This window comes from Burkholderia sp. BKH01 (assembly GCF_025685725.1).
Lineage (GTDB): Bacteria > Pseudomonadota > Gammaproteobacteria > Burkholderiales > Burkholderiaceae > Burkholderia > Burkholderia pyrrocinia_C.
This window is the reverse complement of the sequence record NZ_JAOTQT010000013.1, coordinates 62,397-79,788: the sequence shown is the minus strand read 5'-3', so window position 1 is coordinate 79,788 and position 17,392 is coordinate 62,397. Positions and strand designations below refer to the sequence as shown.

17 protein-coding genes are annotated in these 17,392 nt (G+C 67.7%); 8 read left to right on the top strand and 9 right to left on the bottom strand.

Going from position 1 to position 17,392, the window contains the following annotated elements:
* Nucleotides 1-17 precede the first annotated feature (17 nt).
* Nucleotides 18-794, bottom strand: a complete 777-nt coding sequence (locus OEJ37_RS19885; RefSeq protein WP_131948418.1) for an ABC transporter substrate-binding protein — start codon at nucleotides 792-794, stop codon at nucleotides 18-20.
* Between the two features lie 160 nt (nucleotides 795-954).
* On the opposite strand from OEJ37_RS19885, the gene OEJ37_RS19880 reads away from it, so the two are divergent.
* Nucleotides 955-1,746, top strand: a complete 792-nt coding sequence (locus OEJ37_RS19880; protein ID WP_175917954.1) for an IclR family transcriptional regulator — start codon at nucleotides 955-957, stop codon at nucleotides 1,744-1,746.
* Nucleotides 1,747-1,802: 56 nt separating this feature from the next.
* Here the strand turns inward: OEJ37_RS19880 and OEJ37_RS19875 are convergent, their stop codons facing one another.
* Nucleotides 1,803-3,188: a chloride channel protein gene (locus OEJ37_RS19875; RefSeq protein WP_263345190.1), complete on the bottom strand. Its 1,386-nt coding sequence runs from the start codon at nucleotides 3,186-3,188 to the stop codon at nucleotides 1,803-1,805.
* 241 nt (nucleotides 3,189-3,429) lie between these two features.
* On the bottom strand, nucleotides 3,430-3,891 hold the full coding sequence (locus OEJ37_RS19870) for a VOC family protein (RefSeq protein WP_263345189.1): 462 nt from the start codon (nucleotides 3,889-3,891) through the stop codon (nucleotides 3,430-3,432).
* 310 nt (nucleotides 3,892-4,201) lie between these two features.
* Between OEJ37_RS19870 and OEJ37_RS19865 the strand changes: the two genes are divergently transcribed.
* Both OEJ37_RS19865 and OEJ37_RS19860 read left to right on the top strand, forming a co-directional pair.
* Entirely contained in the window at nucleotides 4,202-5,344 is a 1,143-nt protein-coding gene (locus OEJ37_RS19865) for a porin (protein ID WP_174418045.1), read from the top strand.
* 220 nt (nucleotides 5,345-5,564) lie between these two features.
* Nucleotides 5,565-5,867, top strand: a complete 303-nt coding sequence (locus OEJ37_RS19860) for a DUF4148 domain-containing protein (protein ID WP_034179597.1) — start codon at nucleotides 5,565-5,567, stop codon at nucleotides 5,865-5,867.
* A gap of 132 nt (nucleotides 5,868-5,999) precedes the next feature.
* Here the strand turns inward: OEJ37_RS19860 and OEJ37_RS19855 are convergent, their stop codons facing one another.
* Nucleotides 6,000-6,947: a LysR family transcriptional regulator gene (locus OEJ37_RS19855; protein ID WP_174418044.1), complete on the bottom strand. Its 948-nt coding sequence runs from the start codon at nucleotides 6,945-6,947 to the stop codon at nucleotides 6,000-6,002.
* A gap of 201 nt (nucleotides 6,948-7,148) precedes the next feature.
* Here OEJ37_RS19855 and OEJ37_RS19850 point away from each other — a divergent pair, with 201 nt between their 5' ends.
* Together OEJ37_RS19850 and OEJ37_RS19845 are read left to right on the top strand one after the other, a co-directional pair.
* A complete protein-coding gene (locus tag OEJ37_RS19850; protein WP_174418043.1) occupies nucleotides 7,149-9,332 on the top strand; it encodes an FUSC family protein in 2,184 nt (727 codons plus the stop codon).
* 136 nt (nucleotides 9,333-9,468) lie between these two features.
* Nucleotides 9,469-9,681, top strand: a complete 213-nt coding sequence (locus tag OEJ37_RS19845; RefSeq protein WP_174418042.1) for a hypothetical protein — start codon at nucleotides 9,469-9,471, stop codon at nucleotides 9,679-9,681.
* Nucleotides 9,682-9,810: 129 nt separating this feature from the next.
* Here OEJ37_RS19845 and OEJ37_RS19840 read toward each other — a convergent pair whose 3' ends face one another.
* Both OEJ37_RS19840 and OEJ37_RS19835 read right to left on the bottom strand, forming a co-directional pair.
* A complete protein-coding gene (locus OEJ37_RS19840; protein ID WP_263345188.1) occupies nucleotides 9,811-10,920 on the bottom strand; it encodes a P1 family peptidase in 1,110 nt (369 codons plus the stop codon).
* A 64-nt stretch (nucleotides 10,921-10,984) separates the two neighbouring features.
* Nucleotides 10,985-12,391, bottom strand: a complete 1,407-nt coding sequence (locus OEJ37_RS19835; RefSeq protein ID WP_263345187.1) for an APC family permease — start codon at nucleotides 12,389-12,391, stop codon at nucleotides 10,985-10,987.
* Between the two features lie 124 nt (nucleotides 12,392-12,515).
* On the opposite strand from OEJ37_RS19835, the gene OEJ37_RS19830 reads away from it, so the two are divergent.
* Nucleotides 12,516-13,316 (top strand): helix-turn-helix transcriptional regulator, encoded by an 801-nt coding sequence (locus tag OEJ37_RS19830; protein WP_174418039.1) that lies wholly within the window; start codon nucleotides 12,516-12,518, stop codon nucleotides 13,314-13,316.
* Nucleotides 13,317-13,454: 138 nt separating this feature from the next.
* Entirely contained in the window at nucleotides 13,455-13,838 is a 384-nt protein-coding gene (locus OEJ37_RS19825) for a hypothetical protein (protein ID WP_263345186.1), read from the top strand.
* 78 nt (nucleotides 13,839-13,916) lie between these two features.
* Here the strand turns inward: OEJ37_RS19825 and OEJ37_RS19820 are convergent, their stop codons facing one another.
* Together OEJ37_RS19820 and OEJ37_RS19815 are read right to left on the bottom strand one after the other, a co-directional pair.
* Nucleotides 13,917-14,222, bottom strand: coding sequence for a panthothenate synthetase (locus OEJ37_RS19820; protein ID WP_174418037.1), 306 nt, complete (start codon nucleotides 14,220-14,222; stop codon nucleotides 13,917-13,919).
* 188 nt (nucleotides 14,223-14,410) lie between these two features.
* Entirely contained in the window at nucleotides 14,411-15,850 is a 1,440-nt protein-coding gene (locus OEJ37_RS19815) for a cytochrome P450 (RefSeq protein ID WP_175917949.1), read from the bottom strand.
* Nucleotides 15,851-15,937: 87 nt separating this feature from the next.
* Between OEJ37_RS19815 and OEJ37_RS19810 the strand changes: the two genes are divergently transcribed.
* Nucleotides 15,938-16,873 (top strand): helix-turn-helix transcriptional regulator, encoded by a 936-nt coding sequence (locus OEJ37_RS19810; RefSeq protein ID WP_175917948.1) that lies wholly within the window; start codon nucleotides 15,938-15,940, stop codon nucleotides 16,871-16,873.
* Between the two features lie 65 nt (nucleotides 16,874-16,938).
* Here the strand turns inward: OEJ37_RS19810 and OEJ37_RS19805 are convergent, their stop codons facing one another.
* Nucleotides 16,939-17,316, bottom strand: a complete 378-nt coding sequence (locus tag OEJ37_RS19805) for a nuclear transport factor 2 family protein (RefSeq protein ID WP_263345184.1) — start codon at nucleotides 17,314-17,316, stop codon at nucleotides 16,939-16,941.
* Nucleotides 17,317-17,392: the final 76 nt, after the last annotated feature.

Genomic DNA, 17,392 nt, shown 5'->3' with positions numbered 1-17,392 from the left:
GAACCGGGGGCCGGCGCTCAGCTCATGTGCCACTTCTGCAGGATCTGCTGCAGCGTGCCGTCGCCCTTCATCTTGCGGATCGCGCCGTTGAGCTGCTCGAGCGTCGCGGTATCGCCCTTGCGCACGATGAAGCAGACCTGCCCCTTCACGACGCTCTGGTATTCGGGCACGAGCCGCACCTGGCGGTTGACGCCGTGCTCGATCTGGTACGCGACGATCGGCTGGTCGGCGAAGCCGGCCTTGATGCGCCCGAGCGCGACGTCGCGCATGATGTCGGCGATCGAATCGTAGGTCCGGACTTCCTTGAAGATGCCCTTCTTGTTGAGCGCATCGACGAACGCCGTGCCGACCTGCGCACCGACCACCTGCCCCTTGAAATCGTCCATCGACGTATAGCGGCCCGGGTCGTCTGCCTTCACGATCAGGCCTTCGCCGAACGAATAGACCGTGTCGGAGAAATCGACGACCTGCTGGCGCGCCGGCGTCTTCAGCATCGCGGCCGAGATGATGTCGATCTTCTGCGTGGTGAGCGACGGGATGAGCGCCGAGAACACGGTCTGCTGCACGTCGACGCGAAAACCGGCCGATTTCCCGGCCGCGGTGATCGCGTCGACCATCATCCCCTGGATCGAATTGCTCTTGACGTCGAGAAACGTGAACGGCACGCCGGTGGCCGTTGCGCCGACCTTCAGTGTCGGCTCGGCCGCGACGGCGCCTGCCGATGCCGTGGAAATGGCGATACAGGTGGCGAAACCGGCGGCCAGTGCGCCGAACTGCTTGATGAACGAAACCATGGTGTCCCCTTCTCGAATAATCCGGTGCGCCGCCAGTCGCCGATCGACGTTGCGACGATGACTCGATCTTAAAACGAATCAAAAACATCGCAAATAGATTTTTGCGTATCGATATTCGATACGCTATGATTCAGTATCGAATCGATCAAGTCCCTTCCCCATGGAAACCGTGCCAGATCAGTCAAACGACCTGCTGTTCAACCAGTCGCTGGAGAAAGGGCTGAACGTGCTGCGCGCGTTCAGCGCGAAGCGACGCACGATGACGCTTGCGGAAGTGGCCGACGCGGCGGGAATGACGAAGAGCTCGGCGCAGCGGATGGTCTATACGCTCGAGAAACTCGGCTATATCCGCAAGCATCCGGTCACGCGGCGTTACCAGCTCACGCCGCACGTGATGCGGATCGGCTTCAACTACCTCGCGGCCGATACGCTGATCGACGTCGCGAATCCGTTCCTGTCCGAGCTCACGAACCTGACCGGCGAAACCACCAACCTCACCGAGCCGGACGAGGACGAGATGGTATACGTCGCGCGTTTCGTGTCGACGAAGTTCGTGCCGATCCACATGCCGATCGGCAGCCGCATCCCGATGTATTGCACCGGCTCCGGCCGCGCGTTCCTGAGCGCGCTGCCGCCCGACGACGCGCGCGCGCGGCTCGACGGCATGGCGCGCACGCCGCACACGCCGCGCACGGTCACGGCGCTCGACGCACTCGTCGCGCTGCTCGACAGCGCGCGGCACGAAGGCTACGCCACCAACCAGGAAGAACTGTTCATCGGCGACATGTCGATCGCGGCGCCTGTGCTCGGCAGCCAGGGGCAGCCCGTCGCGGCCGTGCATGTGGTCGCGCCGACGAGCCGCTGGACGTTCGACGACGCGCGCCGCAAGCTCGCGCCGGCCGTGATCGACTGTGCGCGCGGCATCAGCAATTCGATCCGGACGCTCGAATAGCGTCCGCGATAGGGAAACGGCACACCGCTGCATTGCGCAGCGGCGTTCGATCACTGCTACGGCTTCCGCGGGTTCTCGGTCCGATAGGTGCTGTTCGGGCGCAAGACGAGTTGCGTCGCCGCCGAGTGTTCTCCCACCATCGCACTCGTCTTCGCCCGCCGCTCGGCCAGCCCCTGCGCAAACCGGTACGCAACAAGCGACCCAGCCACCGCAAGCAGCATCGGCACGAGGCTGTCGTGATTCGCGCGCGTGAATTCGAGCAGCAGCACGACCGCCGTGATCGGCATCTGCATCGACGCCGCAAGAAACGCGGTTGCGCCGACGAGCGCACACCCGCCGATCGATGCGCCCGGCCAGACAAGGCTCCACAGCCCGCCGAGCACGATGCCGAGCAGCGCGCCGTTCGCGAGGCCCGGCGTCAGCAGGCCGCCCTCCGCGCCCGCGCAGAGGCTACCCGCCTCGATCAGCACCTTCAGTACGAGCAGCGCCGCCGCGAGGCCAATCGTCAGCGCGCCGTCGAAGCCGAGCGACGCCGGCCCCTTGCCGTTGCCGAGCAGTTGCGGAAACCGCATCGCGAGCGCGCCGATCACCGCGAAGTTGACGAGGGCGAGCACAGGCAGCCGCCAGTCTTTCGGCGCGTTCGCCCGCGCTCGGGTCGTGAGCCGCACGAAGCCGTACGCGGCGAAACCGAACAGCGGCCCGCAGACGATCGACCATGCGACGAGCGGCGTGCTCAGCGCGAACGCCGGCACCGTGTACTGGTGTTCGTTGCCGAGGCCGAGCCACGCGACGGCCGCCGCGATCGCCGACGTCACGACCGCGACGATCAGCGCGCGCAGTTCGAACGTGCCGAGCAGCACCTCGAGCACGAAGATCGCGCCGCCGAGCGGCACGTTGTAGACAGCCGCGAGGCCGGCGCCGGCACCGCACGCAACCATCAGCCGGCAGTCGTCGGGCGTGAGCCTCGCGCGATGCGCGAGCTGCCCGGCGAGCAGCGAACCGATTTCGCGCGGCGCGACTTCTCGGCCGAGCGGCGAACCGAGCGCGACGGTGACGATCTGCAGCAGCGCGTGGATCGTCGTGCTGACGAACGGCATCCGCGGATCGGCCGCGCGCACCGCGCGGCGAATGCTGACGAGCGGCCGGCCGTATCGGTAAAGCGCCCACCAGCCGCCGCCGGCGACGATTCCGCAAACGATCAGCACCACAACGCGGCGCAACGGATCGGCGCCGGTCACGCCGGTGAGGAAGCTTTCGGTGCCGATCACATGCGCGATGCTGTAGCCGTACGCAACGTGCTGGATCGCATGCAGCAGCAGCGCGAGCAGCATGCCGCCGAGCCCCGCGCCGACGCCGGTCAGGATCGTGACGACGGCCACGCGCGCGAACGGGCTGGCGGGCGGCGAAGAGGATGCGGGAGCGGACGGGAGATCGAGGCGCATGAGGTCGGCGAACGGGGATCGAAAAGACGGCGCGCAACACGCGCGCCGTCGTCAGGACCGCATCGTAGGCCTGCGCCTCTCATGAGACAAACGTATTTTTCGAATCGACTCATGCATTTCATGAATGCAAGAGTGCGGACGGCCCGTAACCGCCGTCCGCATCAACCCCATCCATCCGGATAGGTGACGTGCTCCGGTTCGCGCCGCGTATCCGGATGAAAAAGCGCGCACGCACCGCGCATCAGGACCAGCCTTCGAACGTCAGGCCGGTTTCGGCAACGGCCTGCTCGGGCGTCACGTCGCGCACGTGCTGGCCGAACGTCCACACGTGCTGCTCCAGATCGCGCGCGCGATAGGTGCGGTCGCCATAGAACTGGTCGGCCGGTTCCTGCAGGATTTCCGCGCCGGCCTGCCGCGCGTGTTCGCAATGCGCGTCGAGGCCGTCGGCAAGCTGCACGTGCACGCTTTGCGTGTTCCTGCCGCCGATCTCTTGCGGGCTCGCGACGAAATCGGCCCAGTGTCCGCCGATCATCACGACGCCGCCGCGATGCGTGAGCTCGGCATGCGTGACCTGGCCGTCGGGCGTACGGACGACGATGCCGCGCGCGAAGCCGAACGCGCGCTCCAGCCATTCGAGCGCGGCGCTCGGATCGCGGTAGTACACGGCGGCGCTGATCGGCGGATGTCGGTCGGGCTGGGGCATCGTGTGTCTCCGGTCGTGGGCACGAGCGGCTCATTCTCCGCGCGTCGGCCGTGCGGATCAACCGCCGTGCTGCGTCCCGCGCATGTTGCAACGGCGCGACAGCCGGGTCGCGCCGGGCGAATGCCGCGTGCAGGCCATCGCGCAAAAAACGACCGGCCTCGGGTGCGCGCGGCGCGTCGTGTCAGTTTTGTGAAGGACTCTTGCAGGATTCGGAAAGGTGCGCTCGCGGCCCAGGCGGCCTTGCGCGCGCCGTGCATTCCTATACTTGCGCCGAACTTTCATTTCCAGTCCCACACGCAGGAGCTTCACCATGAAAAAAACCCTCATCGCCGGCGCTTGCGCGGCCGCGCTGTTCGCCCCGCTCGCCCACGCGCAAAGCTCGGTCACGCTGTACGGCCTGATCGACGCCGGCATCGCCTATACCAACAACGCCGGCGGCGCATCGCTGTGGCGCTTGACCACCGGCACGATCAACGGCAGCCGCTTCGGCCTGCGCGGCACCGAAGATCTCGGCGGCGGCGTGAAGGCGCTGTTCGTGCTGGAAAACGGCTTCAACGCGAACAACGGCGCGCTCGGCCAGGACGGCAAGCTGTTCGGCCGCCATGCGTATGTCGGCCTGAGCGGTAACGGCTACGGCACGCTGACGCTCGGCCGCCAGTACGACACGATGGTCGACTTCGTCGCGCCGCTGTCCGCGACGGCCGGCGACTTCGGCGATGCGGGCTTTGCGCATCCGTTCGACAACGACAACCTGAACCACTCGCTGCGCATCAACAACGCGGTCAAGTACACGAGCGATACGGTCGCGGGCTTCAAGGTCGGCGCGATGTACGCGTTCTCCAACTCGACGAACTTCAGCGCCAACCGCGCGTACAGCGTCGCGGCGAGCTACACGAACGGCCCGCTGAAGCTGGCCGGCGCATACCTGCAGATGAACGGCACGAAGGGCTCGACGAGCGCCAGCCCCGGCGCGACCGATTCGGCCGAAGCGAAGAGCGTGAACCAGGGCGGCTGGTCGATCGGCTCGGACCGCATGCGCTCGTATGGCGGCGGCGTCAGCTACGTGTTCGGCCCGGCGACCGTCGGCTTCGTCTATACGCGCTCGCAGTACGACAACACGGGCTCGTTCGGCTCCACCGGCCAGGTCGCGTTCAACAACTACGACGTGAACGTGCGTTATGCGGTGACGCCGGCCGTCAGCCTCGGCGCGGCTTACGTGTACACGGACGCCAGCGTGTCGAACCCCGACAGCAAGCACGGCACCGATCCGAAGTGGCACCAGGTCGACCTGCAGGCCGTGTACAAGCTGTCGCGCCGCACCGACCTGTACGCGGAAGCGATGTACCAGCACGCGTCCGGCCGCGGCTACCAGGCTTTCATCAACGGTTCGGGCGGCGCGTCGAGCACGCCGAACCAGATCGTCGGCGCGATCGGCATGCGCACCCGCTTCTGACCGGTGCGATGCAACGTCGCCCGCCGGCCGGCCACGAACCCGCGTTCGCACGCGGGTTCGTGCGACGCGGGCGACGCGCCCAAATGTTGTGCCATCTGGAAGGCAGCCTGCCTGGAATCGGGGTTTTTGCGCGCGCAAGCGCTGCGTAGACTCGTATCGAAGGTCCGGGGCGCGCATCGCGCGTCGAACCGGCCGTCTACCCCGTACCCAGGAGAACCTCGTGAAATCGCTCGTCGTTACCGCCGCCGCTGCCGTCCTGCTTGCCGCACCGGCCCTGTCGTTCGCCCAGTCGGCCAAGTCGCCCGTCACGCGCGCGCAGGTGCTGCAGGAACTGGTCGATCTCGAGTCGGTCGGCTACAACCCGGCGCGCGGTGAGGCCGGCAACTATCCGGAAGACATCATGGCGGCGCAGGAGCGACTGCAGGCGAAGCGTCTCGCGGAACGGAAGGCTGCGCAGGCCGCATACGGCCCGGCCGGCGAGCCCGCAACCGAATCGGGCACGGCGGCGAAGCCCGCGCTGTGACGACGTGACGATGCGCATCGCCCGCATGAATCGTGTGCTGCGGGCGATGCGCTTGTCGCGTGTGCATGAAGAAGCCTGTCGCGCGATCACCGGCCATCGCAATGTAACGACGTGCCGGTGCGCGCCCCGCCCTCAGGCGGCCTGCGGTTCGCGGCCGAGCGCGTTCAGCATCTCGACGTCGCGCGCGATCATCCCCGGCACCTGCGCGCGCAGCATCTCGACCCAGGTTCGCACCTTCGCGTCGACGAAGCGGCGCGACGGATACAGCGCATACACGTTCATCTTCTGCAGGATATGCGCGGGCAGCACGCGCACGAGCGTGCCGTCGTGCAGCGCGTCGATCGCCGAGTACAGCGGCAGCATGCCGAGCCCGATGCCGTCGCGAATCGCGAGAGCGAGCGATTCGGCCGTATTGGTCTGCACCGGTCCGGCAACGTGGATCTGCTCGACGCCTTCGGGCCCTTCGAGCACCCATTCGTGCGTCGGGAATGCCGGCGTGCACAGCGTCAGGCACGCGTGCGCGGCGAGATCCTGCGGACGGGCGGGCACGCCGTGCCGTTTCACATAGTCGGGCGACGCGCACAGGATGCTGAACGTCGAACCGAGCAGGTGCGACACGAGTTCCGAATCAGGCAGCGACGACGCGGTCACGACGGCCATGTCGCTCGTGCCGTCGAACAGGTCGGGCATGCGCTGGGACAGCGACAGTTCGATCGACACGTCCGGGAACTGCGCGTGATAGCGCGTCAGCGTGGGCAATACATAGTGATGACCGACACTCGCGAAGCTGTGCATGCGCAGCACGCCGGCCGGCCGTTCGTGTGCGCAACTCGCCTCTTCTTCCGCGCGGTCGACGTCGGCGAGGATCTGGCGGCAGCGCCGCAGATAGCTTTCGCCGGCCGACGTCAGCGCAAGGCGGCGGGTCGAGCGATTCATCAGGCGGGTACGCAGGCGCGCCTCGAGCTCCGACACCGCGCGCGACATCGCGCCCGTCGTCGAATTCAGCGATTGCGCGGCGGCCGTGAAGCTGCCGGTCTCGACGACGCGCGAAAACACCCGCATGTTTTGTAGGGTATCCATTCCTGTGAGCAACCTGTAGCGGAGCCGCTATTTTCCTCCACTGGATGCGACAGATTGTTACTCCGGCTGCAACTATCGTTTCCCGGCAGCTGCGTTAATGCGCGGGCGCCGCACTCCTACAATCGGCGCCTCTCCAGTCGAACGGACCCGTTCGGATGCGCCGCGGCACCGTGCCCGGCCCTGCACGGGCCCCCTCTTTTCATGAAGCCACAACCTGCGATCGAGCGAACTTCCATCGAACCGGCACGATGGCGATCATGGCTCGATCCGCTCGGCGACGCGGCACGCGACTGGGCCGTCAGCGACGGGCTGATCTGGCTGCACCTCGCGAAGACCGTGTTCGCGGCGCTCCTTGCGATGGGCATCGCGATGCGCCTGGAGATGTCGCAGCCGCGCACGGCGATGACGACCGTGTTCGTGCTGATGCAGCCGCTGTCGGGGATGGTGTTCGCAAAGAGTTTCTACCGCATGCTCGGCACGGCGGCCGGCCTCGTCGCCGCGCTTGCGCTCGGCGGGCTGTTCGCGCAGCAGCCCGAGCTGTACATGGCCGGCATCACGCTGTGGATCGGCGGCTGCATCGCGCTGGCGGTGCGCAATCGCCACTTCCGCTGGTACGGCTTCGTGCTCGCCGGCTACACGGCCGCGCTGATCGGCCTGCCGGCGGTGATGACGCCGCAGACGCTGTTCCAGTCCGCGCTCACGCGCGCCGCGGAAGTCGCGCTCGGCATCGCATGCTCGGGCGCGGTCAGCGCGTTGATCCTGCCGCTCAGCTCCGCGAAAGCGCTGATGCGCTCGCTGAGCACACGCCACGCGACGTTCGCGGCCTTCACGGCCGGCGCGCTCGCGGGCGACGTCGCGCGCGGCGATTTCGAGCGGCGCTTCGCCGATTTCGTCGACGACATCGTCGGCTTCGAAGCGAACCGCGCATTCGCGTCGTTCGAGGATCCGCACATTCGCGCGCGCAGCCGCCGGCTCGCACGGCTGAACAGCGAGTTCATGAACGCATGCACGCGGCTGCATGCGCTGCACCAGCTCGTCAAGCGCCTGCGCGCGAACGGCTCGGATGCGGTACTCGACGCGCTGGCGCCGCACGTCGATGCGCTCGCGCAGCGGTTCGCCGCATTGCGCGACGAGCGGCAACACGGCATCGCGCCGGCCACCGGTGCGATGCTCGAACTGCGCCGCTTCCACGGCGCGTTGCCGAAGGCCGCGCGCGCGTCGCGGCGGACCATCGAGGAGCATGCGGCCGGCGGCGTGCTCGACTTCGATACCGCGATCGAGCTGCTGTACCGCTTCATCGGCGAATATCTCGGCTACGCAGACACCTACGCGTCGCTCGACCAGGACGATCACGCATTCGAGCGCTCGGTCACGCATTACGCGGTGAAGACCAATTCGTTCTTCGTCGGCTTCGCGTTCCTGCGCACGATCATCGCCGTCGGCGCGATGAGCGCGTTCTGGATCGCGTCGGAATGGCCGAGCGGCTCGCTCGCGGTGATCGCCACCGCGATCGCGTGCGCGCTCAGCTCGACGTCGCCGCGCGCACCGAAGTTCGTCGCGCAGATGGGCGTCGGCGCGGCGTTCGCGACCGCCGTCGGTTACCTGTTCCTGTGCTACGTGTATCCGAACATTGACGGCTTCCCGCTGCTGTGCGCGACGCTCGCGCCGGTGCTCGGCCTCGGTGCATTTCTCGCGATGCGGCCGGGGCTGTCCGGCTACGGGATCGGCTTCGCGGTGTTCTTCTGCCTGCTCGCGGGCCCCGACAACGCGATCGCGTATACGCCCGAGGTACTGATCAACAATGGGCTGGCCGTCGTCGTCGCGATGCTCGCGTGCTCGCTCGTGTTCGCGGTCGTGTTCCCCACCCACATGCCCTGGCTCACGGGCCGCATCGCGCACGACCTGCGCCGCCAGGTCACGCTGGCATGCGAAGGCGCACCGGACGGCCTTGCGCAGCGCTTCCAGTCGAGCACGCACGACCTGATGGCGCAGTTGCGCACGCTGCTCGTGCGACGCACGCGGCAGCATCGCGACGCGCTGCGCTGGATGCTGTCGACGCTCGAGGTCGGCCATGCGGTGATCGACCTGCGCGACGAACTGCACGCGTTCTGCGAAGCGAAACCGCCGCAGACGCTGCGCTGGACCGGTTCGATCGACGCGGTGCTGCACGAGCTGCCGCGCTTCTTCGACGATCCGACGCCCGGCCACCATGCGCGCACGCTGAAATCGGTGAACCTCGCGATCCGCGCCGCGCAGCACACGCTGCAGGCGTGGTACGCGGTGCCCGACGCGCGCCGCCGCATGCAGCGGATCGTCGGCTGCCTGCACTTCATGCGCAGCGCGCTGCTCGACAAGGACGCACCGTTCAACCGGCGCCGCCATTGAACGTCGATGCGCACGCAACGGGATCCTTGTTCCGATAGGAAATATGCTCTACAGCCGCGGTGATTAATCTTTAAGCAGTGCGAGCCTATAGTTTCCTCACTGCCAGCGAGACTGGCACTCACCCAGGAGAAACAAAATGAAGCCGCTGCACCTCGCCCTCGTTGCCCTGTCGCTCACCGCTGCTGTCGCCCACGCACAGCCGGCGCCGGCCGACGCCGCACAGCAACAGGCGAACCGCACCGAGGCCGTCAAGGCCGCAGGCCGCGTCGATCGTTCGCAATCGAAGCAGGAAGACCCGAACGCCTGTGTCGGCCCCGTCAGCTTCTGCAACATCTACTTCGGCAGCTGAGCATGACGCCGCGTCGTCACGGCCAGGCCCGCATCGCCCGCACCGAATCCGCGGGCGGGCGGCGCACCGGCCGATCGCCGCACCGCCGCCCCGCTCCACGCCGCTTCGATTGAAGCGGCGCCTGCCGTTTCAGGCGCCGCGCCCCGGCCGCCAGCCCACTTCGCGCAACGCATCCAGCAAGCGCGCCTGCCCGAGCCCCTCGACCCGCGCACCGCGCGACTCGACGTCGCCACCCGCGACGAGCGCATTCACGATCGCTTCCTCCACCGCCTCCGCCGCCGCGACGAACAGCGCGGAAATATGGTCGTTGTTGACCATCTTCACGCCGGTGGTCGGCGCGCCCTTGCTGCCGTAGTTCGCCGCCGGCAGCCCGTCGTTGCCCGTTGCGAACGCAAGGAAGATGTCGCCGCTCGAATCCTCGGTGCCACCGCCGACGCGCGCGAGCCCGACACTCGCGCGCTGCGCGACGCGCGTGCATTGATGCGGCAGCAGCGGCGCGTCGGTCGCGATCGTGACGACGATCGAGCCCATGCCGGCCTCGCCTGTCGCGTCGGGCGCGCGGAACGGCGAATGCACGTGGCGCAGCACTTCGCCGACCGGATAGCCGGCCACGCGCAGCATCTCGCGCACGCCGTAGTTCGCCTGCACGAGCGCGCCGACGGTCCAGCCGCCCGCATCGGCCGCGAGCACGCGCGACGCGGTGCCGATGCCGCCCTTGAACTCGTGGCAGATCATCCCCGTGCCGCCGCCCACGCCGCCTTCGGCAACCGGCCCCGACTGCGCGGCGGCCAGCGCGCGCAGTACGTGCGCGGCGCTCACGTGCTGCCCCCAGATGTCGTTCAGCAGTCCGTCATAGGTTTCCATCACGACCGGCATGCACCAGTACACGCGGCCGGCCGCCGCTTCCCGCTCGTTCGCGACGAGCGCGTCGCGCACCGCGCCGACGCTGTGCGTGTTCGTATAGGCGATCGGCGTCGTCAGCAGGCCGGCCTCGCGGATCCATTCGAGCCCCGTCGCATCGCCGTTGCCGTTCAGCACGTGCACGCCCGCGAAGCACGGCGAATCGTGCGCGGCGCCCGTGCGCGGCTCGATGACGGTGACGCCGGTGCGGATCGATGCGTCGCCGTTCTCGACGTTCAGCGTGCAATGTCCGACCCGCACGCCCGGAACGTCCGTGATCGCGTTGAAGCGGCCCGGCGTGCCGAGCCCGATGCGGATGCCGAGATCCCTCGTGCGCATGATGCAATTCCTCCAGTCTTTCAATGGTTCGGTGTTTCGGTGCTACATCGTGACGATCCGGCGTTCAGAGCGCGCGGAATGCTTCGCTGTGGCGCGCCCAGACGACGTACATCACGAGTGCGGCAACCAGCAGCCCTGCGATGATGATCAGGTCGGTCGGCTTCGTCGCCGTCACGAGCGTCGTGTAGAGCGTGTACGCAGCGCCCGCCACCGCGACGAGCGGCGTCACGGGCCACAGCGGCATCCGGTAGTGATGCTCGACGTCGCGGCGCACGAACCGGCTCGCGAGCGCGGCGAGCCCGACGACCAGGTAGATCAGCAGCAGCAGGTCGACCGTGAACGCGGTCAGCTCGTCGAGGCTCGACACGAACACGAGCCCCGCCGACGGCACCGCGAGCGCGATCGTCGCGAGCCACGGCGATTCCAGGCGCGGATGGATCGTCGAGAATGCACGGTTGCAGGTGCGCGACCAGAGCGCGTGCCGGCCGCTGCTGTACAGCAGGCGGCCCATCGTGATCACGATCGCGATGATCGCGTTGAACACCGACAGGAAGATCCCGGCACTCACCACGCGCGACACGGCCGGGTTGCTCAGCGAACGCACGACATAACCGATCGGGTCGGCGCTTTTGGTGAGCTCGGTCAGCGACGGCGCGCCGAGCACGATCGCGGTGAGCGGAACCAGTTCGACGACGAGGATCACGAGCAGCGAGTAGATCACCGCCTTCGCGACGTTGCGGTTGCCGCCGCGCAGGTCTTCGGCGAGGTATGCAGCGGAGCCGAAGCCGTTGTAGCAGAAGATCGCCGTGCCGATCGCGGGCACGATGGCGGCGAGCGTCGCCGGCACGAGCGCGTTGCCGCTCGCGACGACCGGCGCGACCAGCACGTCGGCGCCGCGATGCAGCGAGCCGAAACCGAGCCCCGCGATCAGCATCAGCACGCCGATCTCGACGACGAGGAACGCGCCGGTGATCCACGCATTCGTCTTGATGTTGAGCATGCCGAGCAGATAGCTGAGCAGCACGATCGTCAGCGCGACCGACTGGTTGCCGAAGTGCGTGCCGAGCGCGTTGTTCAGGTACGGCGCGGCGCCGCTCGCGAGCACGGCCGGGATGAACACGCTGACGGACAGCACCGTGATGAAGGTCAGGTAGCCGGGCAGCGTGCCGAACACGCGCTTGGCCATCACGTATTCGCCGCCCGCGCTGCGGTGCGCGGCGCTGAGCTCCGCATAACAGAGCGCGAATGCGAGCGCGAGCACGCCGCCGAGCAGAAACGACAGCACCGCGCCGCTGCCGGCCTGCTGGATCGCGAACGGCGCGATCACGAAGATCGAGCTTGCGGGGGTCACGCCCGACACGGTGATCATCACCGCGTCGCGCACGCTGAGCGTCTGCGACAGCGCGCGCGGCGCACCTTCCGTTGCAGGCGCCGCTTGCAGCGTGCCCGTCGATTCCGACATCATCGCCATCTCGTTCTCCTGTGCTGCGCTTTTTTGAACGCCCATACTCGGGCCCGATTGATTGCGTTGCAGTCTAGGAAGCCAATTTCAGGACCGCTATTCCCCCTTCGTGTTACGCCCTTCCGGTGGTGGTATGGATCGTCTCTTTTCCGAAATCGCGATGCACCAGGCGCTCGGCCGCGCAATCGATCATCTCGGCCAGCCGCGCTTCTGGCGGTTCCTGGTGCTGCTGCTCAATGAAATGGCGCCGTTCGACAACGCGCTCGCGACCGCGATCGGCCGCGACGGCGTGCCGCTCGTGCTCGACGAATACGACACCGGCGGCACCGACATCGCGTCGCCGGTGCCGCTTTACCTGAATGGGTTATATCTGCTCGACCCGTTCCTGCAGGCCGCGCACGACGGGCTCGCCGACGGCTGCTACCGGCTCGAGGAAGTCGCGCCCGACCTGTTCCGGCAAAGCGAGTATTTCCTGAGCTATTTCCGCGATGCGGTCGGCGACGACGAGATCCAGATCCTGGTGCGGCCGAATGCCGACACGCTGCTGTCGCTGTCGCTCGGCGCGGCCGCGCGCTTCGACGTCGAGCCGCTCGGCAAGCTGACGGCCGCGATGCCGTGGGTGCTCGCGACGATCCGGCAGCACTGGCGGCTGGTCGGCGACGCCGCGCGCACGACGCCCGACGCCGATCTCGGCGCGCGCGTCGAGCAGGCGCTCGCGCGCTTCGGCGCGGGCGTGCTGACCGATCGCGAGATGTCGATCGCGAGGATGGTGCTGCGCGGCAATTCGTCGAAGGCGATCGCCGAGCGGCTGGCGATTTCGCCGGAAACGGTGAAGGTGCATCGGCGCCATCTGTACGCGAAGCTCGGGATTTCGTCGCAGCCCGAGCTGTTTTCGCGGTTCATCCAGGCGCTGGGAGAAGATGCGGCCGGATGAGCGCACCGATCAACACCGATGGCAACGGGTGCGGAATCGTGCAATATCCGTGAATCGCCGCAATCCGTGATCATCCGGTGAAGCCCACGCGGATGTTCCGTTGACATCGAAGTTGCCCGGAAACAGGAATCCCGATCCATGTCGCTCATTCCGCTCGTCGGACTCGGCTGGTTGCTTCTGTGTGCCATCAGCGCCGCATCGATCGTGCTCGTGCCGCCGCTGCTGCTGGTCACCTGCCTGATGGGGAAGGATGTCTGGTCGATCCTGACGCGCGGCCGGCTGCAGTTCGCGTTCCTGGCCTACCTCGGTTCCGCGCCGGTGCCGGCGGTCTTCACGTTCCTGCTGGAAGCCGGTGCCGCGGCCGGGAATGCGGGCGGCGTTGCACCCGACAGCCTGTACAGGTGGAATGAACGGTGTTTTTTCATTTTCCTGGGCGCGGCTGCGCTGAGCGGCCTGCTGTTGCTGCTGCGGCCGAAAGACAGGCAAGCAGCAAACGTCGAGCCGTCACAGTCTGCGCAATAGCCGGCACGCGAACGCCGCCCCATGCCGCCCGCCCGGTTTTCGGGCAGGAGCAGGGGCACGAGCATGCGCAGCGTCCTGCTACTTCCACTTCGCGCCGAGTTGCGCGAGCCCGGCGTTCTGGAGATCGTCCGGCAGCATCACCACGCGGAACTCGCAGTCTGCATTCAACATCAGGAACCACGGCTCCGCGAGCGCCGGGATCTGCGACGGGTCATCCAGATTGACGATCACGACCGCCCCGCGCCCACCGCTCTGCTCCGTGAAATACACGGCCTCCGGCCTGACCGCTTCGAGTATTCGCGAGATCACGTCGCCGACGCTGCCGTCGCGCACCAGCGTGTTGAACGGCTCGTGAGGGATTCGTACGTTGAGAAGCATGCGCATGACCATCCTCCTTGGGCTCCGCCCGGCCTGGGCCCTTCAAGCATAGGCGCTACGCGACGCCGCGCCAGTGGCGCCGCAAGCAGTTGCCGGCACGCATTCACATTCCGACGATTCGATGACACCGCGTCGCGCAAACGGCAATCTCCCGCGCGATGCAGGCCGGGTCGAATCGACCGCTAATGCCCCCATCAAGCTGAAACCGTATCGGCCGTCAGCCCCGTCGGTTCGATCGCCAGACGCAACGCCCGCTCCGGCCGCAGTGTCACGTTCAACACCGCGCGCGGCGGCGTCATGCCGGGCGGCACCGACAACACAAAACGCTGCAGAATCATCGCGGCCACCACCGTCATCTCCGTCATCGCCAGATGCTGCCCGAGGCATACGCGCGGGCCGGTGCCGAACGGCATGTACGCGCCGCGCGGCAGTGCGGGCGCATCGTCGGCGAAGCGCTCGGGCCGGAACGCATGCGGCTCCGGAAACCATCGTTCGTCGAGATGCATCAGCTGCAGCGGCAGCATGAACAGCGTGCGCGCGGGAAACTGCCATGCGCCCAGCGCGACCGGCCGCGATGCACGGCGGCTGATCAGGATCGGCGCGGACGGATACAGGCGCAGCGTTTCGTCGAGCGTCTGCGTCAGGTAACGCAACGACGATCGCGTCTCGGCGGACGGTGCGCGACCGCCCAGCACGCGGGAAACCTCGTCGCGCGCGGCGGCTTGCACGGCCGGATTCGTGGCCATGCACCATGCCCACCAGGTCAGCGCCCCGGCCGTCGTCTCGTGGCCGGCCAGGAATGCCGTCATGCATTCGTCGTGCACGGCCTGCAGCAGCCATTTCCGTGCATCCGCCCGATGCAGCCGCAACAGGCGCGACAGCAGATCGTCGGGCCACGTACGCTCCGGCCTGTCGAGGCGCGCATGCAGTTGCCGGTCGATCAGCCGGTTCAGCACAGCCATCGCCTGCACCTTGCCGCGTTTCCACGGCACCCAGTCCGGCGTGCTCGCCGGCAGGTAGAACTCCGAGTCGGCCGCAGCGCTCACCACGCGCACCGCCTCCTCGGCCGCGCGTGCATCGTCGCCGATCGTATCGGAGAACATCGTGCGCATGATCACGTCCATCGCCAACGACGTCAGCGCGCTTTCGATCGGCCAGTCCGGATCGCGCGCGGGCCACCGCGCGAGTGCATGATCGGCCGTCGCCGCGATCGCCGGAACGAACGCCTGAACCGGCTTCGGCAGGAAGTTCGGTTGCAGCGCATGCCGCTTGTCGCGCCACGCATCGCCTTCGGCGACCAGTACGCTATGGCCGTGGACCTGCGCGAACACGCGGATGGCGCGCTCCCAGCGCCCGAACGCATCGTGATGCGTGACCAGCAGCTCGCGCACGAGCGCCGGATCGGTCACGACCACGGCGTGCTCGGGCCGCACGCGCAAGTGCACGACGTCGCCGTACGCGCGCTGCCAGCCGGCCAGCGTGCCGATCAGGTCGCGCGACATCGCGCGCAGCAGCCCCCACCCCGTCAGGCCGGCACGCGGCCCCGGCGGCCATACGCCGGGCGGGTGAAGCACGGGCGCCGGCGCAGCGGTGCCCGCATGGAATGGACATTGGGAAGAGGATCGTGTGTTCATGCGCCGGATTGTCCGCATCGGCGAGCGGGCGGTCTTGAACGCAAACGACATCGACACGCTTGCGGCCGGTCCCTATACTCCGGCGTCATGTTCTCCGGACCGCCATCGATCCCGCCGTCATGCCCCGATCCGCTTGCGCGCGCGCCCCGTGTGCAACGCGGCGGACAGTCGCCGCATGCGCGGCTGCATCCCGCGCCGGCCGCGCTGCAGGGCGCGGTGGTCGCGATCGTCCTGTCCGACACGCGCGGCCTCGCGTTGGGCGACGCGCAGCGACTCTCGCACTTTCCGGCCACACCGCTCGTCTGCGTGTCGTGGTATCGGGATCTCGACGTCGGCTTCATCGAACCCACGGCCGACGGCCCGCGATGGCGCGCCTTCGGCGCGGCCGCGACGCTGTCGGGCAGCCACTCGACCCCCACCGTCGCGTGGGCGCCGACGGGCGGGCTGGTCGGCATGATCTGTTTCACTGCCGACGCGGCGCGGACGCTGTTCGACATCGCGCTGCCGGACATCCACGACCGCGTGCTCGACGCGCATGCCTGCCTCGGCCGCGACTGGCACCCGCTGCTCGATGCACTGATCGGCGCGGATCGCGACGCCGACGCGCTAGCGGCGATCGATCGCCATCTCGCGCCGCGCTGGCAGGCGCTTCGGCCTGCGACGCCGCTGGCGTCGCTCCGCAACGCGGGGCGCAGCTGGGTCGAGCGCCTCGCTCTGCAAGCGCGCGAGTGGCGAGGCACGCACAGCCCGCGCCAGGTCGAAAGGCGCATCAAGTCGTACAGCGGCCGATCGCTGCGCGAATGGCAGGCGCTCGTCAGGACGGAAAGCGCGTTCTTCGCGGCGCGCGACCGGTTCGAAGCCGGCGCCGCGTTCAACTGGGCCACGCTGGCGCTGGAAGAAGGATTCGCCGACCAGGCGCACCTGAGCCGCGAGGTCAAGCGCATCACGGGATTCTCGCCGAGCGAATTCACGCAACGCTTCATCGACGACGAATCGTTCTGGATGTATCGGCTCTGGGTGTGACGCGGGGGCGGCCGATCCCGCCTGGTCATCCGTTTCGCGATGAACGGCCCGCTCGCGTCTTCCACTCAAGCGTGCGGTTCGACGAAGCCGCCTTCGGGCGCATCGTGCGGCACGTTCCAGCCGAAATACACTTCCGCGTCGACGATCTGCCCGCCCCGGACGCTCAACCGCTCCGCATTCCGGAACCGTCTGCCGTCGGCCGTTTCCGCCTCATACACGACGAACACATACTCGCCGTGAACGGCGACGTCGACGAAATCGAAGCGCGCCAGCGTCACGCTGTTCGGCCAGCAGCGCCGGAAATACGCGTCGCGGTCGAGCCGGTTGTCTAGCGGGCTCGTGAAATGGAAATTCGGCGCGATCAGCGCTTCGATCGCGTCGCGGTCCTTGTCGGCATACGCGCGGTAGCTTGCGCGCGCAACGTCGCCCGGGTTCTGAAGCATCGTCGTGACCTCCTCGAAGAATCGTCGTGAGCCTCGCTCGCACCGGTGCAGGTGTTTCGGCGGAACGCGTCCGTTG